The sequence below is a fragment of the Litorimonas haliclonae genome (assembly GCF_965138505.1).
Lineage (GTDB): Bacteria > Pseudomonadota > Alphaproteobacteria > Caulobacterales > Maricaulaceae > Litorimonas > Litorimonas haliclonae.
On record NZ_CBCSCO010000001.1, the window covers coordinates 668,305 to 687,632 of the forward strand.

The 19,328-nt window shown below is 50.5% G+C and carries 22 protein-coding genes; 9 read left to right on the forward strand and 13 right to left on the reverse strand.

What is annotated here, in order from left to right:
• Positions 1-8 precede the first annotated feature (8 nt).
• Entirely contained in the window at positions 9-1,883 is a 1,875-nt protein-coding gene (locus tag ACNA05_RS03060) for a ribonucleoside-diphosphate reductase subunit alpha (RefSeq protein WP_415810111.1), read from the reverse strand.
• Positions 1,884-2,456: 573 nt separating this feature from the next.
• Here ACNA05_RS03060 and ACNA05_RS03065 point away from each other — a divergent pair.
• A complete protein-coding gene (locus ACNA05_RS03065) occupies positions 2,457-3,608 on the forward strand; it encodes a glycosyltransferase family 4 protein (protein WP_415809902.1) in 1,152 nt (383 codons plus the stop codon).
• An 8-nt stretch (positions 3,609-3,616) separates the two neighbouring features.
• Here the strand turns inward: ACNA05_RS03065 and ACNA05_RS03070 are convergent, their stop codons facing one another.
• Genes ACNA05_RS03070 through ACNA05_RS03085 form a run of 4 tightly spaced genes read right to left on the reverse strand, consistent with a single transcriptional unit; the run spans position 3,617 to position 5,048 of the window.
• Complete coding sequence (locus tag ACNA05_RS03070; RefSeq protein WP_415809903.1) at positions 3,617-3,793, reverse strand: DUF4177 domain-containing protein; 177 nt, start codon at positions 3,791-3,793, stop codon at positions 3,617-3,619.
• A gap of 9 nt (positions 3,794-3,802) precedes the next feature.
• Positions 3,803-3,982: a DUF4177 domain-containing protein gene (locus ACNA05_RS03075; protein ID WP_415809904.1), complete on the reverse strand. Its 180-nt coding sequence runs from the start codon at positions 3,980-3,982 to the stop codon at positions 3,803-3,805.
• Positions 3,975-4,172, reverse strand: coding sequence for a type II toxin-antitoxin system antitoxin (locus ACNA05_RS03080; RefSeq protein ID WP_415809905.1), 198 nt, complete (start codon positions 4,170-4,172; stop codon positions 3,975-3,977). The genes ACNA05_RS03075 and ACNA05_RS03080 overlap by 8 nt, the downstream gene beginning before the upstream one ends.
• Positions 4,173-4,187: 15 nt before the next feature.
• On the reverse strand, positions 4,188-5,048 hold the full coding sequence (locus ACNA05_RS03085) for an SPFH domain-containing protein (protein ID WP_415810112.1): 861 nt from the start codon (positions 5,046-5,048) through the stop codon (positions 4,188-4,190).
• Between the two features lie 176 nt (positions 5,049-5,224).
• On the opposite strand from ACNA05_RS03085, the gene ACNA05_RS03090 reads away from it, so the two are divergent.
• The 5 genes from ACNA05_RS03090 to ACNA05_RS03110 all read left to right on the forward strand — a co-directional run bounded on the left by ACNA05_RS03090 (position 5,225) and on the right by ACNA05_RS03110 (position 8,938).
• A complete protein-coding gene (locus ACNA05_RS03090; RefSeq protein WP_415809906.1) occupies positions 5,225-5,854 on the forward strand; it encodes a ribonuclease D in 630 nt (209 codons plus the stop codon).
• Between the two features lie 143 nt (positions 5,855-5,997).
• On the forward strand, positions 5,998-7,185 hold the full coding sequence (lptC, locus tag ACNA05_RS03095; RefSeq protein ID WP_415809907.1) for an LPS export ABC transporter periplasmic protein LptC: 1,188 nt from the start codon (positions 5,998-6,000) through the stop codon (positions 7,183-7,185).
• 26 nt (positions 7,186-7,211) lie between these two features.
• The gene (locus tag ACNA05_RS03100; RefSeq protein ID WP_415809908.1) at positions 7,212-7,754 is read left to right on the forward strand and encodes an LptA/OstA family protein; all 543 of its coding nucleotides are present in this window, start codon (positions 7,212-7,214) and stop codon (positions 7,752-7,754) included.
• A 47-nt stretch (positions 7,755-7,801) separates the two neighbouring features.
• Positions 7,802-8,557 carry an LPS export ABC transporter ATP-binding protein gene (gene lptB / locus ACNA05_RS03105; RefSeq protein WP_415809909.1) on the forward strand — a complete coding sequence of 252 codons (756 nt, stop codon included), beginning with the start codon at positions 7,802-7,804 and terminating at the stop codon, positions 8,555-8,557.
• Positions 8,558-8,575: 18 nt separating this feature from the next.
• On the forward strand, positions 8,576-8,938 hold the full coding sequence (locus tag ACNA05_RS03110; protein ID WP_415809910.1) for a response regulator: 363 nt from the start codon (positions 8,576-8,578) through the stop codon (positions 8,936-8,938).
• A 73-nt stretch (positions 8,939-9,011) separates the two neighbouring features.
• Here the strand turns inward: ACNA05_RS03110 and mscL are convergent, their stop codons facing one another.
• The 5 genes from mscL to ACNA05_RS03135 form a co-directional block, all read right to left on the reverse strand.
• The gene (mscL, locus tag ACNA05_RS03115) at positions 9,012-9,431 is read right to left on the reverse strand and encodes a large-conductance mechanosensitive channel protein MscL (protein ID WP_415809911.1); all 420 of its coding nucleotides are present in this window, start codon (positions 9,429-9,431) and stop codon (positions 9,012-9,014) included.
• A 115-nt stretch (positions 9,432-9,546) separates the two neighbouring features.
• Complete coding sequence (locus tag ACNA05_RS03120; RefSeq protein WP_415809912.1) at positions 9,547-9,837, reverse strand: integration host factor subunit beta; 291 nt, start codon at positions 9,835-9,837, stop codon at positions 9,547-9,549.
• A gap of 129 nt (positions 9,838-9,966) precedes the next feature.
• Entirely contained in the window at positions 9,967-11,670 is a 1,704-nt protein-coding gene (gene rpsA / locus ACNA05_RS03125) for a 30S ribosomal protein S1 (protein WP_415809913.1), read from the reverse strand.
• A gap of 270 nt (positions 11,671-11,940) precedes the next feature.
• Complete coding sequence (locus ACNA05_RS03130; RefSeq protein WP_415809914.1) at positions 11,941-13,392, reverse strand: catalase; 1,452 nt, start codon at positions 13,390-13,392, stop codon at positions 11,941-11,943.
• Between the two features lie 128 nt (positions 13,393-13,520).
• Positions 13,521-13,943, reverse strand: coding sequence for an iron-sulfur cluster assembly scaffold protein (locus ACNA05_RS03135; RefSeq protein ID WP_415809915.1), 423 nt, complete (start codon positions 13,941-13,943; stop codon positions 13,521-13,523).
• A 101-nt stretch (positions 13,944-14,044) separates the two neighbouring features.
• On the opposite strand from ACNA05_RS03135, the gene cysK reads away from it, so the two are divergent.
• Together cysK and ACNA05_RS03145 are read left to right on the forward strand one after the other, a co-directional pair.
• Entirely contained in the window at positions 14,045-15,025 is a 981-nt protein-coding gene (gene cysK / locus ACNA05_RS03140; protein WP_415809916.1) for a cysteine synthase A, read from the forward strand.
• Between the two features lie 2 nt (positions 15,026-15,027).
• On the forward strand, positions 15,028-15,774 hold the full coding sequence (locus tag ACNA05_RS03145; protein WP_415809917.1) for a HesA/MoeB/ThiF family protein: 747 nt from the start codon (positions 15,028-15,030) through the stop codon (positions 15,772-15,774).
• Between the two features lie 15 nt (positions 15,775-15,789).
• On the opposite strand, the gene ACNA05_RS03150 is transcribed toward ACNA05_RS03145, so the two are convergent.
• The 3 genes from ACNA05_RS03150 to ACNA05_RS03160 all read right to left on the reverse strand — a co-directional run bounded on the left by ACNA05_RS03150 (position 15,790) and on the right by ACNA05_RS03160 (position 18,266).
• Positions 15,790-16,209: a hypothetical protein gene (locus tag ACNA05_RS03150; protein ID WP_415809918.1), complete on the reverse strand. Its 420-nt coding sequence runs from the start codon at positions 16,207-16,209 to the stop codon at positions 15,790-15,792.
• Positions 16,210-16,324: 115 nt separating this feature from the next.
• Positions 16,325-17,254: an MBL fold metallo-hydrolase gene (locus ACNA05_RS03155; protein ID WP_415809919.1), complete on the reverse strand. Its 930-nt coding sequence runs from the start codon at positions 17,252-17,254 to the stop codon at positions 16,325-16,327.
• A gap of 10 nt (positions 17,255-17,264) precedes the next feature.
• The gene (locus ACNA05_RS03160) at positions 17,265-18,266 is read right to left on the reverse strand and encodes a 2-hydroxyacid dehydrogenase (RefSeq protein WP_415809920.1); all 1,002 of its coding nucleotides are present in this window, start codon (positions 18,264-18,266) and stop codon (positions 17,265-17,267) included.
• A 286-nt stretch (positions 18,267-18,552) separates the two neighbouring features.
• Between ACNA05_RS03160 and ACNA05_RS03165 the strand changes: the two genes are divergently transcribed.
• Positions 18,553-19,065: an SH3 domain-containing protein gene (locus tag ACNA05_RS03165; protein WP_415809921.1), complete on the forward strand. Its 513-nt coding sequence runs from the start codon at positions 18,553-18,555 to the stop codon at positions 19,063-19,065.
• The last annotated feature ends 263 nt before the right edge of the window (positions 19,066-19,328 follow it).

A 19,328-nucleotide genomic window follows, 5' to 3' on the forward strand; every position in this document is an offset into this window, starting at 1 on the left:
AAACCGCATTACTGGCAGGCGAGGCATTCCTCATAATCGGTCGGGGCCGCCGCCTCCATAGCTTGTTCGATTTCAGATTTATTTTCAGCACCTGCAAACCCAGCGCGGGCGATGGATTTGGAACGGCAGTAATAGAGCGATTTAACGCCTTTTTCCCAAGCCTGCCAATGCAACATATGAAGATCCCATTTATCGACATCGCCCGGAATGAAGATATTCAATGACTGGGCCTGACAAATATGTGGGGCGCGGTCTGCGGCATGTTCAATAACCCAGCGCTGATCGATTTCAAACGCCGTCCGGAAAACGGCCTTTTCATGCTCATCCAAATCGTCAAGATGCTGAACAGACCCTTCATTTTCCAAAATAGTAGCCCAAATTCCGTCTGAATTTAGTCCTTTCTCCTCGAGCAAGGCTTCCAAGAACTTATTCCGAACCGTGAAGGAGCCAGACAGAGTCTTGTGAGTGTAGATATTCGCCGGGATTGGTTCAATACCTGCTGACGTCCCGCCGCAAATGATCGAGATAGAGGCCGTTGGGGCCACAGCCATTTTATGGCTGAAACGTTCGTCTGTGACGCCCATATCCAGCGCATCAGGACACGCGCCGCGCTCGGCGGCTAGTGTGTTAGACGCCTTGTCAGCCTCTTTGCGGATGTAAGAGAACATGCGGTTGTTAAAGCTTTTAGCCATCGCACTTTCAAACGGGATGTTCTTGGACTGCAAGAGCGAGTGGAAGCCCATCAAGCCGAGGCCCACGGAGCGTTCGCGCATGGCGGAGTATTTCGCTTCGGCCATTTTATCCGGCGCATTGCGGATGAAGCTCTCTAGAACGTTATCGAGGAAACGCATAATGTCTTCGATAAAGCCCTCTTGGTCTTTCCACTCATCCCAACGTTCGGCATTGAGAGACGAAAGACAACAAACAGCTGTCCGCTCTTTATTATATTTGTCTTTGCCTGTCGCGAGCATGATTTCGGCGCAAAGGTTAGACTGCTGCACCTTCATACCTGCGTCGCGTTGATGTTTGGCCAGCGCGTTATTCACCGTATCGGAGAACACCATATAAGGTTCTCCGGTTTGGAGACGCATTTCCAGAATTTTCTGCCAAATTTTACGGGCATTGACGGTTTTGATGACCAGATTCGTATGCGGGCTGCGCAGGCCGAATTCGGCGCCTGAGGCAACAGCTTCCATAAACTCATCCGTGATGTTCAAACCGTGATGAAGGTTCAAGGATTTGCGGTTGAAGTCGCCGGAGGGCTTGCGGATTTCAAGAAACTCTTCGATTTCTGGGTGATGAATATCAAGATAAACAGCGGCAGAGCCACGGCGGAGTGAGCCTTGGGAAATCGCCAAAGTCAAAGAGTCCATCACGCGAATGAACGGGATAATACCTGACGTCTTACCCGCGCGGCCAATTTTTTCGCCGATGGAGCGCACATTACCCCAATAGGTTCCGATGCCGCCGCCATTAGACGCGAGCCAGACATTTTCGTTCCAGATATCAACAATCGAATCAAGGCTATCATCGACAGAATTTAGAAAGCAGGAAATCGGTAAGCCGCGATCCGCTCCGCCATTGGACAGGACAGGTGTCGCTGGCATGAACCAGAGCTTGGACATATAGTTATATAGACGCTGCGCATGCTCTGTATCATCAGCATAGGCGCGAGAAACGCGGGCGAACATGTCCTGATAGGTTTCTTCAGGCAGAAGATAACGATCCACGAGAGTTTTCTTGCCGAAATCCGTCAATAGAGCGTCGCGCGCCCGAACTGTCTGAGGGCGCTCCACATCAACATTAAGCGGCTGAGCTGTTTTCTGCTTCTGAGTCTGCACTTTTGGCTCTACAGTCGCATCTGTCGGCTCTGAAAGCTCCATCAGATCTATGTCGGCTTCACTCATCGCGTTAAATTCGCTTTCGTTATTCTCTGTCATGATCCTTCAACCCTCCCAAGGTGTTATTTTCAACGCCATCTTTCAAGTGTTTAGCGGACTCAAAAACAGTCCCATCGGGACTGTCCCCCACATCTCTCCCGTAAACACAAAACCGAATGGCTTCGACTACATATTGTGTGTAATTCGGCTTTCACGTCAATACTTAGTAGTCCAGAAATGGGTCGAAAAAGGTTTATGAATCGTTAAGCCTTTGGAAATACGCGGAATTTTTTATAAAACTGTCACACGGATTTTCGGCCCGAAATCCTCGTATTTTAAAGCACAATAAATCACCGACGGATCGGCTCGAGCTAACTCCTGAATAGGGAACCTCAGACATAAAAATAGAGGTAAAACCCGCTGATTCTGTGCACAGATTATGTATAAGCCGGATTCGCGCTGGCCTCGCATCCGACAAGTCGCCAAAGCGCGGAAAAAACGCCGTCAAGAATCATGGCCGGCTGTGATAATTTTTATATATTGAACTGATAATCCTTTTGGGTAATGCCAGAAACTATGAAAATCCTGATAATAACTGATGCTTGGCATCCGCAGGTCAATGGGGTTGTCCGAACCCTCACGCAAACAGTCGAAGCTTTGCGGGAGAACGGACATGTCGTCGAAGTCATTGCGCCGTCGGATGGCTACTTCACTTTGCCGCTTCCCACATATTCAGATATTCGTCTCGCCCCCTTCGCGTTTAACAGCGTTAAAAAACGTATCACCGACTTTGGACCCGAAGCCGTCCACATCGCGACTGAAGGCCCCTTAGGGCAAATGGCCCGAACCCTTTGCTTGCGATGGGGAATGCCTTTCACGACCAGCTACCACACTAAATTCCCAGAATATATCAAGGCCCGCTTTCCGTTCATTCCCTTGAGCTGGCCATATAAACTTGTGAGGGAGTTTCATAATTCGGGCGGGCGTACCATGGTAACAACGCCGTCTATGGTCGAGTTTCTTCGTGAGCGCGGCTTTACCAAATTGGCCCCCTGGGCGCGGGGCGTGGATATGGAAATTTTCAATCCCGGTCGCCGCTTCGCTCCGGAAGATGTCTATAAAGGGCTAGAGCGGCCCATCTGGATTAATGTCGGCCGCATCGCCGTCGAGAAAAATATTGAGGCCTTTCTGTCTCTAGATCTCCCGGGCTCTAAGGTCGTCATCGGCGATGGGCCGCAATTGGAACAGCTTAAAAAGAAATATCCCGGCGTTACCTTTCCCGGGTCAAAATTCGGCGAAGACCTAGCGCGCTATTTTGCCGATGCGGATGTCTTTGTATTTCCGTCCAAAACAGACACATTCGGACTGGTCATAATCGAATCCATGGCATCTGGAACGCCTGTGGCCGGATATCCTGTTTCCGGCCCTATCGACATAATCCCGGGATCTAGGGCCGGGTCTGTCAATGAAGATTTGAAAACAGCCTGTTTGGAGGCGTTAGAAATGTCGCGACACGCCTGTGTGGCCCACGCCCAGAAATATAGCTGGGAAGCCGTCTCTGAAGTTTTTTATGACTATCTCACGCCCGAATACACGCCTGTCTCGCGGAAACGCTGGCGACGCGTGAGGCGGCTTGCCCGATTAGCGAGTAGTCCCTATCACCTCTCCAAACGTACGCTTCGGCGCATTTGGAGAATATTGCGGGGCAAATCGGTCCCTAAAAGCTGAGTTCTTTGTCAGCGTTTCAAATATAGATGGCGCTGTTGACCATAAAGGACGACATTGACCAATTCCCATCCCTCAAGACCCAAACGATTCAAACGCTCTTCAATTTGAGCGTTTTGCTTATCCGTCGTACCGAATACAGCCGGCTTCACCCGCTCTACCTTATATTCCCATTTCTTTTCCCGCACGCACAGCTCCTATAGTTTTCTCTTGAGATAAAACACACAAGGATGGACATCCGTTTTTACGTGGTAACATTCCCAACCCTCTTGACCGTGTTTATTCAAAAAACTCGTACTATGGGCCCGAATGTCTGCGCCAGTGATACCGTCGCCTTTTTCCGGCTGAACGATTTTATACTCCCAAAGCTCACTCATCTTCAGTCTCCTGTTTTTGTCTATTAAGCCGGCCGCGCTGTCTCAGGGCTTCGCGAAGAATAAATTCAATCTGTCCGTTTACAGATCGTAATTCATCCTCCGACCATTGCTTCACGGCCTCTAAGACCTCTGCATTCACTCGCAGAGGAAAAGATTTCTTGACCGGTTTATTTTGTGTCTTGCGGGGCAACTGGCGCGAATAGCTTTAATATAACGATCCGGTATTCACGACAGGCTGCGTCGCTTTATCGGAACAAAGAACGACCAGAAGGTTGGACACCATGGCGGCGCGGCGCTCCGGATCCAGATCGATTATGTCTTTGTCTTTGAGTTCGGCCAAAGCGTCTTCGACCATACCCACCGCGCCTTCGACAATTTTCTTACGGGCGGCGATGATTGCGCCGGCCTGTTGACGCTGAAGCATGGCTCCAGCGATTTCAGGGGAATAGGCAAGGTGAGAAATCCGCGCCTCGATAACATTAATCCCGGCCTTGGCGAGACGGTCTTGGATTTCGTGACGTAGGCGGTCGGAAATTTCCATAGGGTGCGACCGCAGGCTGATTTGATCCGCTTCGTGTTGATCATAAGGATAGCTCGTCGCCATAGATCGAATCGCTGCTTCTGACTGGATTTGAACAAAACTCTCATAGCTATCAACGTTAAAAACAGCTTCCGCAGAATCGTTGACCTCCCAAACGACAATGGCCGCAATTTCGATAGGCGACCCATCCAATTCATTGACCTTTAGCTTCCCGCTCTCAAAATTGCGCACGCGGAGACTGATTTTCTTCTTTGTATAAAATGGATTGTTAAATCGCAGACCGGGTGTACGAACAGACCCGATATATTTCCCGAACAGGCTAAGCACAGCAGATTGGTTAGGCTCGACTTTGTAAAGCCCTGAAAAGGCAATGAGCAAAATCGGCACTCCAATCACCATGACAGCAATCCTCATAGCTTTGCTCATATCAATCGCAACAAATGCCAAAATCGCAACGATCGTTAAAGCCAGTAAAATCAACAAAAGCGGAATGCCGCTAACAGACTTGACTTCTTTTTCTCTAATATCACTCATACTATAAACTCCCTCACTGCTTCTTAATACATTATGATATCATTTTGTATAAATAGCAAGGTATCAGCCATTTTTGCCGAATTTGGGATTGCCCATTGTTTTTACGGTTTGAATTGAATACCCCCGCCCTTGAACACTCCGCCCCTTACAAATCACAGGGAATATTTATGACCGTCCATTTTCATAAAGGGGATCTCCCCGCAGATGTCGACCTGGGTAAGACCATTGCCGTAGATACGGAGACACAAGGTCTCTCCCTAGTTCGCGACAAATTATGCCTCGTGCAACTGTCAAGCGGAGATGGAGACGCTCATATTGTCCAGATGAATCGGGAAACTTACGACGCCCCGAATTTGAAAAAAATGCTATCTAATCCAGAGGTGGAGACGCTTTATCATTTCGCCCGTTTCGATGTGGCTATTTTAAAACGTGACCTCGACATTGATTTGGGTCCGATTTTTTGTACGAAAATTGCTTCAGGACTGGTGCGTACCTATACGGATCGGCACGGGCTAAAGGACATTTGCAAAGAACTTTTGAACGTCGACTTGTCCAAACAACAGCAAAGCTCCGATTGGGCCTCGGATGAATTATCTGAAGCACAGCTAAACTACGCCGCCTCGGATGTACTTTATTTACACCAGCTCAAGACCATTTTGTCGGCCCGTCTCTTACGTGAAAAGCGCTACGACATGGCGAAAGCCTGTTTTGACTTCTTGCCTACGCGCGCGGCGCTTGATTTGGGCGGCTGGCATGATGTGGATATTTTCTCTCATAGAATGCGCCGGGCGGATTAGCGGCTAAGTCGGAACAAATAGATCCCCGACCCTTCTGACATCATTCACTGGCAGTGTTTTGGCTGAAAAACTGCCTTAACAAGTCGTCATTTGCAGGATTTCCTCCTACACTTTGTGTTTGCTCTCCCCTATAGCGTAAAGCCATGAATGCTGTCAGTTCATCACCGTCCTCCCCCTCACGCGAAAACAGCGTGGCGGATGCGCTTGGCTTGTGGGAGCCCAAGCGCACTTTAACGCTCGAGGCAGCGCGTCGTCACACTCAGCGAATTCAAAGGCTGCGTAAAATCCTACTTGGCTTGGCCGGATTACTCGTTCTGTTTCTGATCTTTCAATTTGTTGGGAGCGGAACGAATACTTTTAACGACCCTAATCCAACTGAATCCGTAAAAATGGTCAATCCCCGTTATAGTGGCCGCACGTCTGACGGACTGCCCTTTTACCTGACAGCGGACACGGCCACCCGCACAATGGAAAACCCAAGCGAAGTCGCGCTCGTCAAACCGGTTTTGGAATTCATTCGCGCCGATGAGGCCGCCTCCTCATTTGTCCTCGCCGAAACCGGGACTTATGACGACATGGACAAAGTTCTTAATCTCCGCTCGGATGTGAACCTTGAAACGGATGACGGCTATATTTGCGACACTCTTCACGCCCGTATCTTCGCCCGCGACAAGCGCATTGAGGGCGACGAGCCCATTGCCTGTGTCGGGAATTTTGGAACAGTCAATGGCCGCGCCTATGAAATCAATAACAATTACACTGAATTTGTTTTCAAAGACGGAATGGACGCGACCATTAAACAGGATCCGGCGCAACAAGAGGCAAGCCAAACGGAAAGGGCTGCTACCGGCGAAAATTCTGACGAGGCGGCCTCCGGTTTCGCCTTTGGCGGAGACGGGCCTATCAACATCACTGCAGAACGCGCGGTTTATGTTGGGGGGAAAACAGAGCTCTTTGACGATGTAGTCGTGGTGCAGGACGAGGCGACTTTGTATTCCGACACAATGGATATTTTCCGGCGTGAGGCGACTTCCGAAGCTGACGGGTCTCTGCGACTCGGGGAAGTCAACAAAATCATCGCGACGGGCAATTTCCGTTACAAAACAGCGGAAAATGATGTGACTGGCAATCAGGGTGTTTACGAACGGGATAAAAACCTTATCACAGTCACTGGGGACGTTCTTGTCAAACAACCTGGCGGTAATACGGCGAAAACGGATAAGCTGACCTTCAATACGATCACGGAGACCATCCGGTTTTCTGGGGATTGTCAGGGACGGGAATGCGGAAGTGGCGGGCGGACCCGCGTTGTATTACAAAACGGGAATTAGAAACAGGCAAAGTGAGTAAGATGACTATGCGCAAGATTATATCCATTTTCGCCGCGGCCTTGGCCGCCAGTGCCCTCTTTGCCTCGCCAGCTATGGCGCAATTTGCAGGCAATTCAGGCGCACCAATTACGATTGACGCCGATGACAGCCGTCTCGAGGGCGGACTCGCCATTTTCTCAGGCCAAGTGGATGCACGTCAGGGTGACGTTCGTATCTTAACGGATGAAATGACTATTACAGGTCGTCAGAATGGCGGCTCCGGCATAAATTCCGCCATGGGAGATATCGAAAAAATCGTCGCTGTCGGGAATTTCTATTACATAACGCCCACGCAGGAAGTTCGCGGCGAGCGAGGTGTTTACACTCAAGCTGATAATAATTTTACCGTGACGGGCGACGTCATCCTTTTACAGGACGACAGTGTCGTAACGGGCGACAAACTCATTTATAATCTGGATACCGAAGAAGCCCGCGTCGTTAGCGAATGCCAGGGCCGAAAATGCGGAAACAAGCAACGCGTCCGCGTCCTCATCAAAAGCACAGGCGCAACGGAACAACCGGCGACATAAAACGCCGGTAAAAATCTGTAAACCTAATCAAGTCTTAAAGAAGTCACATGGCTGAAACACCAACATCAACGATAACGCCCCCTGCCACAGGGCTCGCCGCCAATAATATTGGCAAGGCTTATCGCGGACGTGTGGTTGTCAAAGATATTACTTTGACCGTACAACGCGGCGAAGTCGTTGCGCTTATGGGCCCGAACGGCGCCGGTAAGACCACGAGTTTTTATATGATTATGGGGCTGATCGAAGCCGATCGCGGCATGATTACGCTGGACGGCCAAGACATTACGTCCCTGCCCATGTATCAACGCGCGCGTCTCGGCGTGGGGTACCTACCCCAAGAGCAAAGTATTTTCCGCGGACTGACTGTCGAAGAAAACATTCGCGCCGTAGTACAGCTCACCGAAAAAGATAAATCCAAATGGGCAGACACCGTTGATGCGCTGCTCGACGAGCTTAATATCGGCCACATCAAAGACAGTCCGGCTCTTGCTCTGTCAGGCGGGGAACGCCGACGGGTCGAGATTGCCCGCGCCCTCGCCTCACGACCAAGCTTCATGCTCTTGGACGAACCCTTTACGGGTATCGACCCGATTGCCATCGCGGATATTTCGGAACTGGTTCTTTATTTGAAAAAGCGCGGCATCGGCATTTTAATTACCGATCATCGCGTTCGGGAAACTTTGGATATTGTGGATCGCGCCTCCATCCTCTTTCAAGGCGAAGCGCTATTCGAAGGCACGCCTGATGAAATTCGCGCAAACAAAGACGTGCGCCGCGTTTATCTCGGCGAGAAATACGCCTAAACATGGGCAGAGATAGTTATGACTTTAAGCATTAAACGATCTCTGCTGGTGGAAGATAACGCCATTATCGCTATGGATTGCGAGGAAATGTTACGTGAGTTGGGCGCCGAGACCGTAGAGGTGTGCTCAACGGTTCAAAGCGCTCTGGCTTATTTATCTAAAGATAGCGTCGATTTTGCTATGCTCGATGTCAATTTGGGCTCCGAAACGAGCGCTCCGATCGCCGAACGCCTTTCGGAACAAAGCATTCCGTTTTTATTTGCAACAGGACATGAAGATGTTCCGGACGTCGCGTCACCCCACGCACAAGCAAATTTTGTTCAGAAGCCCTATTCCGTTCAGACAATTGAACAAGCAATTAGCCAGTTGAAGTCGGACTAAGTCTTCTAATTACAGCCAAAAAAAAACCCGCTCGTAAAAAAGCGGGTTTTTTATTTTATGTCTAATATCTAGTTTAGGACTTGGAATTCTGCCGCGCGAGAAGGTCGCGAATTTCAGCTAGTAGAACTTCGTTTGCAGGCGGGGCAGCCGGAGCAGCCTCTTCTTTTTTCTTTGCGCTATTCATGGCTTTGATGATCATAAACATAACAAAAGCTACGATGATGAAGCTGATGGTAGCATTGATAAACAGGCCATAATTTACGACCGCGGCTTCTTTTACAACTTCGCCATTTTCGACAATAGCTTCACTCATTGTGTAAGACATGTCACCTACATCAACTCCGCCCATAACTGGACTTAGGAGCGGCATGAATACGTCGTTGATAAAGGACGTTACGACAGTCGCAAAAGCGCCGCCCATTACAAAGCCGACCGCCATGTCGACAAGATTGCCCTTCAAAGCAAACTCTTTAAACTCTGAAATCATTCCCATGAGATACCCTTCTTTCAGTATAATCTGACGCTCAAAGCGTCAAAATTCTTACTGCACAAAGAGCGAAAGCCCGTCAATATTTTAATTAATTTGAAAAAGCTGGGGTTTGTCAGGACTAATTGTCTTTTGACGCATCAATATTTTCACGCAAATCTTTACCCGTTCTGAAAAAGGGAACGTGCTTTTCAGGGACGAACACATCTTCACCTGTGCGAGGGTTGCGTCCAGCGCGAGCTTTCCTATGGCGAACGGAAAAGGCGCCGAAGCCACGAAGTTCCACACGTGCGCCGCGCTCTAATGTCTGGGTAACAGTTTCCAAGACGACCGCGACAACGCGTTCCATATCATTTCTTGTCAAATGAGGGTTTTCGTCGTGGAGTTTGTCAATCAATTCAGAACGAAGCATAGCGGTCTTATAACGCTATCGCCCTGCCTCCCGTCAAGGAGATTCCTAAAAACGGTCGCAATTAGTTAATAAAAAACCCGCCCTCTAAAAGAGAGCGGGTCTTTGTTCATAATGTGACCTGAAAGAGGTCTAGTTGTCGCCTTTAAGGGCGGCGCCGAGGATATCCCCGAGAGACGCACCTGAGTCAGCAGACCCGTATTGTGACACAGCTTCTTTTTCTTCAGCGATTTCGAGCGCTTTGATAGAAAGTGTGTAGCTGCGCGTCTTGCGGTCAACACGGGTGATCAAGGCATCAACCTTGTCGCCAACAGCGAAACGCTCAGGACGTTGCTCAGAACGCTCACGGGACAGATCACCCTTACGGATAAAGGCTGTTGTTTCCGCATCGTCTTCACCAAAGGTAACTTCAATGCCGCCAGAGTTCACTTCTTTCACTGTACAAGTGACAGTTGCGCCGCGGTTTGCGCCGCTTGCGCCGGCTGGCATTGTGTCTTTGACGAGTTGCTTAACACCCAAAGAGATACGCTCTTTTTCGATGTCGACTTCAAGGATTTTGGCTTCAACCATGTCGCCTTTTTTGTAGTCCTGAAGAGCTTCTTCGCCGGACTTCTCCCAAGAGAGGTCGGACAAGTGAGCCATGCCGTCAATGTCGCCGTCGAGACCGATGAACAGACCGAACTCTGTGACAGAGCGAACTTCGCCCTTGATTGTAGAGCCAACAGGGAAACGATCTGTGAAGCTGTCCCAAGGGTTCTCTTGAACCTGCTTGATACCGAGAGAGATACGGCGCTTTTCCTGATCGACTTCAAGGACTTCGACCTCGATTTCCTGAGAGGTAGAAACGATTTTACCAGGATGAACGTTTTTCTTTGTCCAAGACATTTCAGAAACGTGCACAAGGCCTTCAACGCCTTCTTCCAGCTCAATAAATGCACCATAATCGGCGATGTTTGTCACTTTGCCCATATGACGGGTTCCGACAACATATTTCGCAGAAGCGGCGTTCCACGGATCTTCCTGCAATTGTTTCATGCCGAGGGAGATGCGCTGTGTTTCCGGGTTAATACGAATGATTTTGACTTTGACTGTATCGCCAACATTCAGAACCTGAGACGGGTGGCTAACGCGGCGCCAGCTCATATCTGTAACATGGAGCAATCCATCAATTCCGCCGAGGTCAACGAACGCACCGTAATCAGTGATATTCTTGACAACGCCTTCGCGTGTTTCGCCTTCAGCCAATTGACCGACAAGCTCTGCACGTTGCTCTGCACGGCTTTCCTCAAGGATAGCACGGCGGGAAACAACGATGTTTCCGCGAGAGCGATCCATTTTTAGGATCATGAAAGGTTGGTCTTCGTTCATCAGAGGGCCAACATCACGTACTGGGCGAATGTCAACTTGTGAGCCCGGCAAGAAGGCATTGATGCCGCCGAGGTCAACTGTGAAGCCGCCTTTAACGCGGCCAACAATAGCGCCTTTGACAGGCTCTTCGGCCTCAAAGAATTTCGCCATTTTGATCCAGCTCTCTTCGCGGCGCGCTTTGTCGCGCGACAGAACAGCTTGACCTAGAGCGTTTTCAATACGCTCAAGATAAATATCAACTTCATCGCCAACGGCGATTTTCTTGTCGTCGCCCGGTGTGTAAAATTCACGTAGGTCAACGCGGCCTTCAGTTTTAAGGCCAATGTCGATGATGGCCGCATCTTTTTCGATTGCGGTTACGACACCTTTGACAACTGTGCCCTCTTCCATTGAATTCGTCTCGAAAGACGCTTCAAACATAGAGGCAAAATCATCGGTGGATGGATTCATGGATTGAGCTTCGCTCATGAGTGGAACTCCAAAATAAGGTCCTGCCGACGGGAAACACCCGCGGTCTAGCCCGGCCAATCCGGGCGTCAATGAAAACGTGAAAGGGAGGGGATAACCGCCAGTTTCGCGCTGATGTCTGTCAGCCTTTGGAAAAGCCGGAGAAATCGAGGGGCGTATAGGCGGGTCGAGGGGAGATAGCAAGGGGGTTGGACAGGGTGCGTAGGTTGCGAGCCAGCGCCGTAACAATGGGCAGACAGGGCCTGCCCATTGTTAATCTTAGTTCAAATCTTAGCTCTTAACAGCTTTGGCCACTCGGTCGCCCAAGTCGGCGTCCACATTATGCCAATATTCGAGCGCGCGTTCCAATACAGGTTCAGAAACCCCTGCCTTGAGGTGCCCTGCAATGTTATTGACGAGACGCTCCCGAGCGGCATCATCCATCACCTCGCGAACCAAAATTCCGGCTTGCGTCCAATCATCATCATCTTCGCGAAGCGTGTAGGCCTTGCGCACCATATCCCCGTCCGCGTGCCATAAACCACCATCATCTGTCAGCGACGGATCGGCAGACGGGCCGCCTTTGGAATTTGGTGCGTAAACAGGGTCGGTGACATTTTCCGTCCGGCCGGCACCGTCCTTGCTGTAGCTGTGCACGGGCGATTTCGGTTTGTTGACCGGAATCTGCTTGTAATTCACGCCAAGCCTTGCCCTGTGAGCATCAGCATAAGCGAAACCGCGTCCGAGCAACATTTTGTCAGGGCTCAGTCCAATTCCCGGCACCAGATTATTTGGCTCAAAGGCGGCCTGTTCAATCTCTGTATGGAAGTCAGTTGGATTGCGCGTAAGCGTTAGCTTACCGACCTTGATCAACGGATAATCATCATGTGGCCAGACCTTGGTTAGATCGAACGGATTTAACCGATAAGTCTTGGCGTCTTCAAACTCCATGATCTGCACGGACAATGTCCAGCTTGGATGATCGCCATTTGCAATAGAGTTAAAGAGATCGCGGCGGTGATAATCACTATCCTCACCCGCCAGCTTGTCGGCCTCTTCCTGCGTCAGGAAGTCATTTCCCTGATCCGTTTCAAAGTGATATTTCACCCAAAACTTCTCGCCCTTTGCATTGATCCACATATAGGTGTGGCTGGAAAATCCGTCCATGTGGCGATATGATTTGGGAATCCCCCGATCGCCCATCAGCCAAGTGACCTGATGCGCGGACTCGGGAGACAGGGTCCAAAAATCCCACTGCATGTCATGGTCACGCAGACCATTATCCGCTCGGCGTTTTTGCGAACGAATGAAATGCTGAAACTTCATTGGATCGCGGATGAAAAAGACCGGCGTATTATTGCCGACCATGTCGTAATTGCCTTCGGAGGTGTAGAACTTGATCGAGAATCCGCGCGGGTCACGCCACGTATCCGGACTTCCGCGCTCGCCGGCGACAGTCGAGAAACGCATTAATGTATCTGTCTTGGTGCCCGGCTGGAAGACGGCGGCTCTTGTGTACTGACTGACGTCTTCGGTGACTTCGAAATGCCCGAAAGCGCCGCTTCCTTTGGCGTGGGGTTGACGCTCAGGGATTCGTTCGCGATTGAAATTCGCCATTTGCTCAATCAGGTAGTGATCGTTCAAAACGATCGGGCCGTCGCGGCCTACGGTCAATGAGTGCTCGTCGCTAGCGACCGGGATTCCTGCATCAGTTGTCGTGGGGGGCGTTTTCTTATCAGTCATGGATGGGCTTTCTTTCTAGAGGTCAAGCTATAGATTAACGAGCCACCGTAAAAACCGTTCCTGTCTCAATCCGATTTAGTTCGAACACACAGAGAGATGCGAGGTGCGTTAGGTCTCACCCCAGATAATTATTTTTCGAGAGCCACTTTCACGGCCTCCACCGCCGCTTCAAACGCCAGAAGTGTGGACGTATGCCGCGCCGGATAGGCGGAGACGCCTTTAAGCAATTCGAGCCGGGTAAAGCGCCCTTCAGGGGAAGGGCCGCCTGATTTCAAAATGGCTTTCAACGAATTCCGTGCCTCTATCAATTCCGGCAAAGTCGCGCCGACAATCTGCTCTTTCAAAATCGCCGCGCTCGCCTGCCCCAAGGCGCAAGCCTGAACCCGCAGAGCCGCCTCGCCAACTGCGTCGCCATCCATATTGACGTCAATTTCCAGCCAAGACCCACAAAGTTTGGAAACTTTGCGAGACGTGCCGTCAGGCTCTTCCAAACGCTCGTTTCGAAGGCTCGAAGACAAAGTCAGAATATCGCTATTATAAAGGTCATCCATAGAGACCTCTATATAGGCAGGTCTTTCAATTTATCCATATACCTTTCACTTTGGCGCAGCTTTCCCATATAGTTGATATAATTCAAGCAGGAGAAACTCTTATGCCTTCAGCCGCCCGTGGAAAAATTTACGACAATATTCTGGAAACGATGGGCGGCACGCCTATCATTCGCCTGCCCCGAATAACCGAAGGCATTTCGGCTGACCTCGTGTTCAAGCTTGAATTTTTTAATCCAATTGCCTCTGTCAAAGACCGCATTGGCATCGCGATGATTGAGGATTTGGAAAAATCCGGCAAGCTTAAGCCGGGCGGGACGATTATCGAACCGACCTCTGGCAATACCGGTATCGCCATCGCTTTCGCCGCCGCCGCTAAAGGTTATAAAGCTATACTCGTCATGCCCGAAAGCATGTCAGTTGAGCGCCGCAAGATGATGAAACTGCTCGGCGCAGAACTGGTCCTGACAGAGGCCTCCGGCGGCATTCCCGGCGCTATCGAGAAAGCTGAAGAGCTGGTGAAAAATACACCTGGGGCGGTGAAAGCCGGACAGTTTACCAATCCCGCCAACCCAGCGATTCATTATGCCACCACAGGCCCTGAAATTTGGACGGATTGCGACGGCAAGGTTGATGTCTTTATCGCAGGTGTAGGCACAGGCGGGACGCTCACGGGCGCGGGACGCTATTTGAAAGAGAAGAATCCCGACTGCCAAGTTATTGCCATTGAGCCAACCGACTCTCCCGTGATTTCGAAAGGCGAAAAAGGTCCGCATAAAATCCAAGGCATTGGCGCAGGCTTCATTCCGGACGTTCTGGACAAAAGCCTTATCGACGATGTCGTTCTAATTGAAAACGACACAGCCTTTGCCACGGCCAAACAAGTGGCCTCGAAAGACGGCGTGCCTGTTGGCATTTCTTCGGGCGCAGCTATCGCAGCAGCGCTGAAAGTCGGGGCGCGGCCCGAAATGAAAAGCAAACGGATTGTCACCATCATTCCAAGCTTTGCTGAGCGCTATCTCTCAACCCCTCTTTTTGACGATGATGTCCCTGCCGCTGACGGCAAAAAGTCTAACGCGCCCTAAACATGCGTCCGGATCAAATTGACCGTTATGCCCGGCATCTGGTTTTAAAAGAAATCGGAGGGCCGGGTCAGGCGGCTTTACTTGACGCAAAAGTCGCTATTATCGGCGCCGGAGGCCTTGGCGGCCCGGCGGCGCTTTATTTGGCGGCGGCAGGTGTCGGGCACATTACGCTCATTGATGATGATGAGGTCGATCTTTCTAATTTACAGAGGCAGATTCAATTCTCCGAAGCTGACATTGGAAACGCCAAGGTTGATAGCTTGGCCAAACGGCTCTCAGGCCTCAACCAAGACGTCTTTATTCGGCCAGTTCGGGAAAAGCTTACGCAAGAAAATGCTGCGGAGCTTTTACGAGGACATGACCTAATTTTGGATGGCGTAGATGATTTTGAAACCCGTTTCGCGGTCAATGAAGCCAGTCTGAAATTGAACACTCCTCTCATCTCGGGAGCCTTGGGACGCTTTAAGGGACAGATTAGTTTATTCAATGCGGACCTAAGCGCCCCCTGCTACCGCTGCTTAGTTCCGGACATTCCGCCTGACGCAGAAACCTGCGCGCAAGTTGGAATTGTCGGCGCTCTCGCCGGGATTATCGGCGCACAAATGGGGTTAGAGGCGATTAAATATATTACCGATGCGGGACAAAACCTGTCAGGGCGGCTCTATCTATTTGATGGTTTAAAACACGAAAGCCGAACCCTCACTTTGAGCAAGGATCCGGCCTGTTCTGCCTGTAGCAGTGCCCCCTAGACTTAGCAGGCAGAATTAGTTTCTAACGTAATGGCGTCTCGCTTCGGCCCGCAATTTTGTGCGGTCATATCCGGTTCCAAAACGATTAAATCCGTATCCATTGTAAGTCGAAAATCGCGAGCCGACTAAAGTGCGGCTGCGGCGACGAATAAGGTCCCGTTCCAAAGCCAGTTGTTCGCGCTCTTCCACATTTATGAGGCGGGATTGGAGCTGCGTATTGACCAAGGCCTGTTGACGCGCGGCCTCTACGGCGTTGCGTTGACTGTAAGCCGCTTGACTCGTCCGAGGCATAACGGATTTGGTATTGTGTCGGTAAACCTGAACGCCCTTTTCACAGCTGACTGAGTAAGGGCCGCTGACGGTGCCGCAGGCCGCCATAGCCTGCATTGGAAATAACAAGGCAGACGCCGCGAGAATCAAAATGGTGGTTTTCATACAAAACTCCTATCAGGAGCCTGTTTTCACACTTTGTTAACCATTTCCACGCTTTGCAAGTAAGAGGCGAGAGAGACGGAAGTTTTACATACACCTCTCGAACACATTTTGCAGATTAATTACCTAAGGAACGGTAGGCTTGGGCCACCATACCTTTTTGATCAATAAAGGATGAGAGGTCTTTATACTCGTCTAAAGTCACAGCCTCTTGAGCCTCTTCTAGGGACATGCCGCTGTCCTTGGCCGTTCTAACCTGAGCTAAAATGTCTACCAGAATATCCCGGCTCGCCTCTAAATCTGCCTTCGTCGCCATCGGGCCGTGTCCTGGAATAATTTTTGTCTCATCATCCACCATGGACAGCACTTTCTTTTGCGCCGCGATCATGCCTTCAAGATTGCCGCCGGAGTCGATATCGACAAAAGGAAAGAGGCCGTTGAAATAATTGTCCCCCATATGGACAATATTGGCAGGCATGAAGGAAACCATGCTGTCACCGTCGGTATGAGCCTTGGGGACGTGATGAGCCGTGGCGGTTTGCCCATTAAAATGTAGTGTGGCCGTTTCCGAAAACGTCAAAGTTGGCCACACCTCTTCGCCCGGAGCTGGACGTTCCGTATCAGGCGTATTTTTCTCAAAATTGGACACCATGCGCGCGCGAACATTATCATGCGCGAAAACGATCGCGCCCGTTTCTTTCATCTCGGCATTGCCGCCGCTATGGTCGCCGTGCAGGTGCGTGTTCAAAACAAAACGAACCGGTTCATCCGTAATTTCGCTAATGCGGAATAGGATTTGGTCTGCAAACCGCGAGAATTTATCATCAATAAGGTAAACTCCGTCCTCCCCGGCGCTAACGCCGATATTTCCTCCCGGCCCCGTGAGGACGTAAAAATTATCAGCAATCATTTCCGCAGAGATATCCGGCGCCGACATTGTTTCAGACGCCTCGTCTTGATGACTTTCTTGGTGGCTGTCATGGGCTAGGGCGTAGGTTGAGGCTGTCAAAGCCAAGATACAAAGACTCGTTGTAAAAATTTTCGTCATCTTAATCTCCTTAGGATGCCAATGAGAGGCGAGCGCCGGGGGGCAAAACGCGGTCCGGACAGGCATGATGATCCATCATAGCGCGAATATTGATCAGGACTTTTTCGCCCATTTCCTGACGGCTTTCAAATGTGGCTGATCCAATATGGGGGGCAAGGATGGCGTTTGGTAGGTCAAACAATGACGGATGAGGCGCGGGTTCATCTTCGTAAACATCTAGTCCGGCCCCCGCGATAAGACCGTTGGATAACGCCTCTGCCAAGGCCGCTTCGTCAATTATCTCGCCGCGTGAGGTGTTTACGATATAACTGTCCGCGCCCATAAGTTTCAGACGGTCTTCATCAATCAGGTGATGCGTATCGGGCGTCGAAGGACAGTTAACCGATACGATATCGACGGCTGCCAACATACTGTCGAGATCATCCCAATATTTTGCGCAAAGACTGTCTTCAATACCTTTGGGGACGCGGTGGCGATTGTGATAGTGAACAGACAAGCCAAAGGCATGAGCACGCCGGGCAATCGCTTGCCCAATACGCCCCATGCCAATAATGCCCAGCGCCTTGCCGCGCACGCGGTGGCCCAGCATATGGGTCGGCGTCCACCCTTTAAACTCTCCGGCGCGCATCCTACGATCCCCTTCGACCAGACGGCGCGGGAGGGCGAGAATGAGGGCCATGGTAAGGTCCGCTGTATCTTCGGTCAAAACACCTGGCGTGTTGGTAACGGTTATACCCTTGGCATAGGCAGCAGCGACATCAATGTGATTGGTTCCCGCGCCAAAATTCGCGATAAGTTTAAGTCTGGAAGAGGCCGCCTCTATCACGTCCTTTGTTATATTATCGGTAACGGTCGGCACAAATACGTCGCAATCGGAAATAGCGGATTTAAGCTCTGCCGCGCTCATCGGTGTATCTTCGGCGCGCAAACGTGCCTCAAAGAGATCACGCATACGGTCCTCAATACTGTTTGGCAGGCGGCGAGTGACGTGAACAATAGGGCGTTTTTGCATAGAGTGTCCTTATGAGCCAATTACGCATTTTTACAACGCAAAACTCAAGTCTGATACCGGGCTCGCGCCCCGCGAATATTTGTGTTTTCAGCCCCTACGAGTCTTTTAAAGGCTCGTTTAGCACATTCAAACCCCAAGATTTAACGACTGATTAACCCAAATCAGGTCAGGTCGCGTCATGGGCAATTTTCATTTTAGCCGCCCTTTTCTGGCGGGACTGATTTCAGTGTTTCTTATCGCAGGTTCGGCTGCGGCACAACTCAGCACGTCCTCAGCAGACATCCCAATGGCGTTACCATCGCCGGCAGAAACGCCGGCGCGGCGTATCGTTGTGAATCCCGTACCCGAGGCTCCTTCGGAGGGTTTCTTTCGCAAAGCCGCTCATCAAACCCCTTCCGGGTTCGAAGTTCCTCGTTATGTCAGCTTAAAGTTCGGCAAAGTGAATGGCCGCACCGGGCCAAGTCGGAATCACTCCATAGCCTGGCAGTATCGCCGGCGCGACTTACCGCTGATCGTCGTTGCTGAGACAGAAATGTGGCGTAAAGTTCGCGACATAAACGGAGACGAGGCCTGGGTCAGAAAACCCGCCTTGTCCGGAGAGCGATTTGTTATGACGATCGGCGAAGCCCTGGTATTGTCAAAACCCGATCCGAATGCTCGGCCAATTGCAAGAGGCGAAACAGGGGCTTTGTTTAAGCTTGAAACCTGTAATGAAGATGGCTGGTGCTACGTTAAATCCAGAAATGGTCTCAAAGGCTGGATTTCCGACCGTCAGCTTTGGGGGGCCCAAACCCTTTGAACCGTCAATCGATCCAAATCGGAGGTCTTGTGTTAAGTGTTGTATTTCTTGGAATTGTCCTGACAATAATTGCTTCTATCTTCGTTGGCGCTGTTTTTGAACCTTCTTAATTCGGGTCGTCTCTTAATATCTTATCTTTCATAATATCGATGTTTCTCATGAGCCTCTAGGCAAAACAAAGTCTTGCCCCCTCCTCAGACGCAAAAATAACGAAACCAGGTGATAGTTTTCCTTGTTCCTAATAATGACTTGCATTAACGGTC

What these genes read in the sequence shown, in the direction of transcription:
- ACNA05_RS03060 (WP_415810111.1), bottom strand. Translation starts at nt 1,883, where the DNA reads ATGGAGCTTTCAGAGCCGACAGATGCGACTGTAGAGCCAAAAGTGCAG.
- ACNA05_RS03065 (WP_415809902.1), top strand. Translation starts at nt 2,457, where the DNA reads ATGAAAATCCTGATAATAACTGATGCTTGGCATCCGCAGGTCAATGGG.
- ACNA05_RS03075 (WP_415809904.1), bottom strand. Translation starts at nt 3,982, where the DNA reads ATGAGTGAGCTTTGGGAGTATAAAATCGTTCAGCCGGAAAAAGGCGAC.
- ACNA05_RS03090 (WP_415809906.1), top strand. Translation starts at nt 5,225, where the DNA reads ATGACCGTCCATTTTCATAAAGGGGATCTCCCCGCAGATGTCGACCTG.
- lptC (WP_415809907.1), top strand. Translation starts at nt 5,998, where the DNA reads ATGAATGCTGTCAGTTCATCACCGTCCTCCCCCTCACGCGAAAACAGC.
- ACNA05_RS03100 (WP_415809908.1), top strand. Translation starts at nt 7,212, where the DNA reads ATGCGCAAGATTATATCCATTTTCGCCGCGGCCTTGGCCGCCAGTGCC.
- lptB (WP_415809909.1), top strand. Translation starts at nt 7,802, where the DNA reads ATGGCTGAAACACCAACATCAACGATAACGCCCCCTGCCACAGGGCTC.
- ACNA05_RS03110 (WP_415809910.1), top strand. Translation starts at nt 8,576, where the DNA reads ATGACTTTAAGCATTAAACGATCTCTGCTGGTGGAAGATAACGCCATT.
- mscL (WP_415809911.1), bottom strand. Translation starts at nt 9,431, where the DNA reads ATGGGAATGATTTCAGAGTTTAAAGAGTTTGCTTTGAAGGGCAATCTT.
- ACNA05_RS03120 (WP_415809912.1), bottom strand. Translation starts at nt 9,837, where the DNA reads ATGCTTCGTTCTGAATTGATTGACAAACTCCACGACGAAAACCCTCAT.
- rpsA (WP_415809913.1), bottom strand. Translation starts at nt 11,670, where the DNA reads ATGAGCGAAGCTCAATCCATGAATCCATCCACCGATGATTTTGCCTCT.
- ACNA05_RS03130 (WP_415809914.1), bottom strand. Translation starts at nt 13,392, where the DNA reads ATGACTGATAAGAAAACGCCCCCCACGACAACTGATGCAGGAATCCCG.
- ACNA05_RS03135 (WP_415809915.1), bottom strand. Translation starts at nt 13,943, where the DNA reads ATGGATGACCTTTATAATAGCGATATTCTGACTTTGTCTTCGAGCCTT.
- cysK (WP_415809916.1), top strand. Translation starts at nt 14,045, where the DNA reads ATGCCTTCAGCCGCCCGTGGAAAAATTTACGACAATATTCTGGAAACG.
- ACNA05_RS03145 (WP_415809917.1), top strand. Translation starts at nt 15,028, where the DNA reads ATGCGTCCGGATCAAATTGACCGTTATGCCCGGCATCTGGTTTTAAAA.
- ACNA05_RS03150 (WP_415809918.1), bottom strand. Translation starts at nt 16,209, where the DNA reads ATGAAAACCACCATTTTGATTCTCGCGGCGTCTGCCTTGTTATTTCCA.
- ACNA05_RS03155 (WP_415809919.1), bottom strand. Translation starts at nt 17,254, where the DNA reads ATGACGAAAATTTTTACAACGAGTCTTTGTATCTTGGCTTTGACAGCC.
- ACNA05_RS03160 (WP_415809920.1), bottom strand. Translation starts at nt 18,266, where the DNA reads ATGCAAAAACGCCCTATTGTTCACGTCACTCGCCGCCTGCCAAACAGT.
- ACNA05_RS03165 (WP_415809921.1), top strand. Translation starts at nt 18,553, where the DNA reads ATGGCGTTACCATCGCCGGCAGAAACGCCGGCGCGGCGTATCGTTGTG.